General features: G+C 39.6%; 6 protein-coding genes. All 6 read right to left on the reverse strand.

The window, feature by feature from the left end; genetic code table 11:
• Nucleotides 1-274 precede the first annotated feature (274 nt).
• The 6 genes from V7127_RS03830 to V7127_RS03855 all read right to left on the reverse strand — a co-directional run bounded on the left by V7127_RS03830 (nucleotide 275) and on the right by V7127_RS03855 (nucleotide 6,097).
• Entirely contained in the window at nucleotides 275-1,252 is a 978-nt protein-coding gene (locus V7127_RS03830) for a biotin-dependent carboxyltransferase family protein (protein WP_335345909.1), read from the reverse strand.
• Complete coding sequence (locus V7127_RS03835; RefSeq protein ID WP_335483701.1) at nucleotides 1,253-2,128, reverse strand: 5-oxoprolinase subunit B family protein; 876 nt, start codon at nucleotides 2,126-2,128, stop codon at nucleotides 1,253-1,255. It lies immediately after the preceding gene.
• A gap of 27 nt (nucleotides 2,129-2,155) precedes the next feature.
• Nucleotides 2,156-4,204 carry a sigma 54-interacting transcriptional regulator gene (locus tag V7127_RS03840; protein WP_335483704.1) on the reverse strand — a complete coding sequence of 683 codons (2,049 nt, stop codon included), beginning with the start codon at nucleotides 4,202-4,204 and terminating at the stop codon, nucleotides 2,156-2,158.
• 98 nt (nucleotides 4,205-4,302) lie between these two features.
• Nucleotides 4,303-4,932, reverse strand: a complete 630-nt coding sequence (locus V7127_RS03845; protein ID WP_335483707.1) for a nucleotidyltransferase family protein — start codon at nucleotides 4,930-4,932, stop codon at nucleotides 4,303-4,305.
• Nucleotides 4,929-5,750, reverse strand: a complete 822-nt coding sequence (locus V7127_RS03850) for an XdhC family protein (RefSeq protein ID WP_335483710.1) — start codon at nucleotides 5,748-5,750, stop codon at nucleotides 4,929-4,931. Before V7127_RS03850 ends, V7127_RS03845 begins: the two co-directional genes overlap by 4 nt.
• A gap of 20 nt (nucleotides 5,751-5,770) precedes the next feature.
• Nucleotides 5,771-6,097, reverse strand: coding sequence for an XdhC family protein (locus tag V7127_RS03855; protein WP_335483713.1), 327 nt, complete (start codon nucleotides 6,095-6,097; stop codon nucleotides 5,771-5,773).
• Nucleotides 6,098-6,375: the final 278 nt, after the last annotated feature.

Below are 6,375 nucleotides of genomic sequence, written 5' to 3' on the forward strand. Positions count from 1 at the left end.
CCCATGCCCATACCTGGAAGTCCTAAAATACGTTGGTAATCATATGTCATATTTTTCACCTGCTTTTTTTATAGTCTTTTACATGCTATGCTAAATTTAATTTTGAGAGCCTTTACTACTGTTAAATAGGCAAATATATACTGGTTCTTTTCATTACAAAAAGCGGTCGGTCAATTGGGTCTTATTGGAATTTAAGTTAATTCATTGGAATACAAAAGCAGAGTACAAACAGGGGAGATAGGAAAAGCAAAAATAGAAGATTACCTTGCTTGTCCTATCTTTTTATCATCTGAACCAGCGCTTCCAGCTTCTTTCTTCTTTCGGCACGTGCTTGAATGGCCTGATCAATGGTTACAGTGATAAAGCGGCACTTGGATAATGGTCTTGATTGAGCGATTAAATCCAGGTCTTGGCTAATAACTGTGCCAATCGTGATAAACCCCCCACCCGTTGTTGCGTCATTTTGCAAAACAATCAGTTCTTCCTCATTTGTAAATAATACAGAACCAATCGGATAGGCAATATCAACCACATTGGAAAAGCTATTTCCCGCACCGAATGGCGGGTTCTGCTCGGTAAATGACACCTTTGGGCCTTTATAACGGTAAGCAACCCGATTTGATTCATGTGATACTGTCCATTCTGAATTTAGAAAGGTTTTTAGTGCAAGGTCATTCATTAAATAACCCGTAATGCCCATCATTACCCGTAATTCTTGAAAATCACTAAAGGATGGAATAAACTCACTTGGTATCGTTTTGCCGATTTGCTTGAATGCTTCATGTAATGGCTCATTTATTTGGATTCTGTCTCCCGCTGCTAATTTTCTTCCTTGAAAACCGCCAATTCGACTTAATTCATAGGTAGATTTACTGCCCATAACATTAGGAACATTAATACCGCCCGTGATGAATAAATAGCTTTTTACCCCTTTAGGGCAAGCCCTTATTATCAAAACATCCCCTTCTTTTACTTGGTGGGATTCCCAGAAAGAGATTGGCTTGTTATTTAAATAAGCTTCCATTGGGGCACCTGTTAAGGCGATAATGCATTTTTTATGGAACTCAAACTCTCCGCCGATTAACGTCATTTCAAGCGCTGCACAATCTTCGGGGTTACCGACTAGAAGATTTCCAATCATAAACGAGTATTTATCAGCCGCTCCTGATGGAGGTATACCCAAATGATACTTTCCCACTCGTCCCATGTCCTGTACAGTTGTCCACAGCCCAGCATCCTTTACCTCTATCATTTAAAAATCCTCCATTAGCTCTTGGATATATTGTTTGCCTTTTTCGGCATATTCAAGTGGAGATAGGTCAATTTCTTTCATTTTAAGGCGATACTTACCTGCCTTCTCTTCACTCGTAATCTTATGATATTCAGATTCATTTATTGGACGGTATTTCCAAATATCGCCCGGCCTTGCCAAAAAGGAGGTCTCCTTTAAATCTTCTGAGTGATTAGGCTGATCGACTACAGAAACGGCAGACCTTCCTATCAGCTGATAGGTACCTGGTCCGCTTACAGGATAAATGACATTGAATGCTCCGCCAAGACCCATGCCTCTTTCCGGTGTTTCCGTTCGGGGGCTATTGTATTTAGGTGCTTGAATGATTTCGTCTGGCTGTAATCCAAGGGGGAAATGCCAGGCCGTTCCCGGAAGAAAACCGACCATCGTAATTAAATATGGAGTTTCAGAATGGGCTTTAATAAATGCTTCCTTGTCTTTAAATCCATTAACCTTCATGACAAATTCGAAGTCTGATAGATTGGGTGAAGGGTGTCTATTCCGAAAGCGGAAGGAAAATTCCTTTGAAACAGAGTCATCATACCATGCCGGAATTTCCACTATTCGGACTGAAAAATGCAGCTTTGTTGGATCGCTTTTCGTTAAATCAATGTCTTTTAATAAATCTAGTAAATCTCTTGCCGGGATGATATCTGGATTGTAGCGGACTAAATAGGATGAATTGGATGGAACAATCTCCATAATCCCCAGGATTTTTCTTTTTCTTAGCTCGTCCGTTACGGCCAATGCCTTAAAGTTACTCTCAATCCTCATATCACGGGATATTTCAGCATAAATATATTCATCCCCGCCGAAATTAAAATGAGTTTCAGGCAAATTAAATATTTGAAGTCACTCCTCTCATTATTTCAGCTTTTTTATTCGTCTGCTGATCGTTGCTGGACTCACTCCTAGCACCTTGGATAATTTGTCGGCAGTTCGATATTTTTGCATTCCCCGCTCAATTAATTGGGTTTCTAATTCTTCAACAGCTTCTTTTAAAGGCATTAGTTCTAAAACAAATAGCTGCTTTTTCTTCTTTTCCACTTCACCGTACAGATATTTTAATGCGTGTTCCCGCTGAATCCATTCACCATCTGTCAGCAGAATTAACCGTTCTACAATATTTTGGAGCTCCCTTACATTCCCAGGCCATGCATACGTCTCCAATACTTCAATGGCTTCTGGTGTGAAGCTTTTTTTTATATCATACATTTGTTTAAAATTCTCCAAAAAATAAATCGACAAAGGCAGAATATCTTCTTTACGCTCACGTAAAGCTGGAATACGAAATGGAATGACATATAATCGGTAGTATAAATCTTCCCTGAACTCTCCTTGATTGACCATTTCCCGCAAGTCCTTATTTGTTGCTGTAATTATCCGAACATTTACAGCAATCGGCCTTACCCCGCCTATCCTTGTCACTTCCCGTTCCTGTAACACACGCAAGAGCTTTACCTGCATATTTAAAGGCAACTCACCAATTTCATCAAGAAAAAGAGTGCCATTATTAGCGATTTCAAATAAGCCTGCTTTCCCATTTTTGTCTGCGCCCGTAAAGGAACCCTTTTCATAGCCGAATAGTTCACTTTCGATCAGGTTTTCCGGTATCGCCCCACAGTTAATTCGAACAAACGGCTGCTTGCTTCTAGGACTAGCTGTATGGATTTGCTGGGCAAATACTTCTTTCCCGACTCCAGAATCACCTTCTAGTAAAATAGTTGAATTAAATTGGGCCACTCTTTTTATTTCTGTTACTAACAGTTCAATTTTTTTTGAACGGTACACAAGCCGTTTTTCGTTATTATTTAATTCGTGTCGATTATGTAAGGTTTGATCTGAATCGTCCTCTGATTGATCTTTAAGTGAAGTGCTTTGCTGAGTTATATCCCTTGAAAGAACAACTACTTTTTCTAATTTTCCTTCGTGATAAACAGGAGTCGCAATCGACCAAACTCTACTGCTCCCAGCAGAATCTTGAATGGCTGTCACCTTTTTCTTTTGCTTCTTGCACAAATCAAAGACATTTGGCTGAAAAATATTCCTTTTCGAGAATTCATCGATATTTTTCCCGATGATATTCTCAGGCTTTTCCACCTTCCAAAAGTCTCCTAGAAACATGCCAGCGACACGGATGATTTTTCCACTTCCGTCAATCACGAGTATTTGTTCTTGGGATGATGCATAAACAGCCTGTAAATCAGAATTTAAATTTCGAACAAAGTCTAGCTCATGTACAGCTTCCTCAAAAACTTCTCTAGAGAAAAAAACATGGACAAGTCCTGTTATGTTCCCATCAATCTGTAAAGGATAAAAATTTCCGCTTATTTGTTTGAAATTAATCGATGAGTTTACGCTTACAAGCGTTTCCCCGTCCATTACTTTATCTAGATCTTTATCATTCGTTAGAAGGGTTTTATAATTTCGAAGCATTAGAAATGAACTTGGAATTCCTAAAATATTTTCAGCTGTTTCATTAATAAATTCAATTTGGTAATGAACATTTGTCCTGACAATCCCTACGCCTGCTCCATGTAATAGCAGATTGATATCCTTTAATCGCAACTCACTAATGTGGTGCCTTGCCTGTTCAATAGTCGTATAGCCAACAAATTCTTCCTTCTCATTAACCCCAATTATTAAAGAAACATTATGATAAAATTCAACCGGAGAAAACTGCGGGACTTTTAAAATATCATTTCTATATGTAATGGGCTGTGTTAGGTCCGAGGCTTGGGCAATTTGATTCAATAAAAGCTCCTTCGTACAATAACCTACTAGAGACCCTTGATCTGTTACCAAAACAATATCCAAATTTTGATTGGAAAAATGGTGAATAACATCCTCAATTGAACTGCGAACATCAACAAAGATTGAAATCGGCTTCAGAATATCCTTCCAAATAATCAACCTATCCGACCCCTCCTGTTAGAACGAACCTCATTTACATCTATTATACTTTTTATAGAAACAGATAGGAAATTAATAGCCTGAATATAAAGATACTTTCATTTATTCTGATTTATCGCTTTATCATATGATTCAGGAGTATCAATATCAAATAAAATGCCGCGATCATCCATAGAGATGGATTGACGATGGGGGATTTTATTCATTATCGCTTTTGCGCCACGATCCCCTTGGAGCTCCATAAATATATTTCTATTTGGATGACCGAAAAAAACGGGATGACCTGTAATTCCATGATATTCAGGCTGAATAACGAAACTTTCTTGCTGTTTGTTAAGCATATCTTTTCCGAATTGATAAATGGATTGAACAGTGCTTTCTGCAATAAAAGGAAGATCGCCGAGGAATACCATCACCCCGGAATGGCAGTCTCCTGCGTTTATAATGCCTGTTTTTAAAGAAGACCCTTGCCCAGATAAATAATCTTCATTGAATATCCAGCGAAAACGCGGATCCTCTATCGAAATAGATTTTTGTATTTTAGCAGCTTCACAGCCAATAACCGTTATGATTTCGGAAAAATCAGCTGAGAGTGCTACTCGAATGACATGCTCTAGAAGCGGAAGTCCATTTAATTCAAGTAACTGCTTAGGCTGCCCCATTCGGGATGACGTACCGGCGGCAAGAATTACAGCACAAACGGATGGGTTAGTTGTATGTCCTTTCATACGGGCTCCTTCGTATTTGAGACTCGATGAATATATTCAGATCCTTGTAAAAATCCGCCTGAATGGCCATTCTTTTTCGCCACTACCTCCGCTAGAATACTAAGGGCGATTTCTTCTGGTGATACAGCTCCAATATCTAAACCAATTGGACTGTACATTCTATTAAGTTCATTTTCATCGAAAAAGACACCGTCATGTTCCAGTCCCTCTATCATCCGAATGCGGCGGGAGCGTGGGCCAAGAACACCAATATATGGCGACGGGGAGCGCAATACAAACTTTAATGTTTCCTGGTCCCTCTCAATATGGTGATTCATCACAACGATATATGTTCTACGGCCAATCTTAATTTTCTCCTGAAATTCACTCGTTTTGACGATCAGCCTGTTTGTCCCTGGAAAACGTTCCTCATTATTGTAAAATTCCCGCTGGTCTACGACAGTTGTTTTGAATCCTAATGAAACCGCATATTTTGCCACAGGAATGGCATCGTGCCCAGCACCAAAAATCATCAATTCAACTGGGGGAATATATACATCTATAAAAACATGAACCTCATTGCCGTCCGGCAGGGTAAATACCCGTGTCTCTGATTTTGGATTTGATTCATTTAATTTTCTTCTTGCCAACTCGATTACCCTTAGGTTAATGTCCTCATCGCCAAGATCGCCAATCGTTTTGTGGCTTCCAGAAATAAATAAGCGGCAAGGCTCATTCGTTTGTTGTGATGGATTGATTGGCAGGATTGTCGCCAGAACACACTCCTGCTCTTCCTCGAAACTCGTTAACCATGCTTCAAATGGTGATAGGTTTAACATTTTACCCCTCCATCAATTATTTAATAAGGCTCGACAGGTTCGATATAAATTTTCACTGTGCCCGGGCAGCCAAGTCCGAGTCCCCAGACTAAATCCTCGTCTAAATCGTATGTCTTTAAAATAGGGGCGCCTGACGCTATTACAGATTTTGCCACTTCAGCAACATCCGACTCCAGACATCCTCCTGAAATCATCCCGATCATATTGGCTTCCTCATCAACCAGCATTTTCGCCCCTTCTCTTTTATAAGCTGAACCCGCAACACTTACAACAGTGGCTAATGCCGATTTTCGGCCTAATTTTCGTGTGTTATTAATGGCTTCAATTATTAATTCATTGTCAGTCATACTTTTACCTCCTAAAAATATTAAATTATCCCAATTTAAAAAGGGGCGTTTCTCAATTAAGATCCGCCCCCTATTCTATTAAACTATTTTTTAAAACAATGGTTCCCGTTCAACGGCGATTTTCTTCATTGCGGGCACCATTAGCTCTCTTTGGTTACCCTTCAACGATGATCTCCTTCGTCACAGGCACCAGTAGCTCTCTTTGGTTACCATTCAACGGGTATTTCCTTCGTTACGGGCATCATTGGCACTCTTTGGTTACCGTTCAACGAAGATTT

Source organism: Bacillus sp. JJ1773 (genome assembly GCF_036962035.1).
Classification (GTDB): Bacteria; Bacillota; Bacilli; order Bacillales; family Cytobacillaceae; genus Cytobacillus.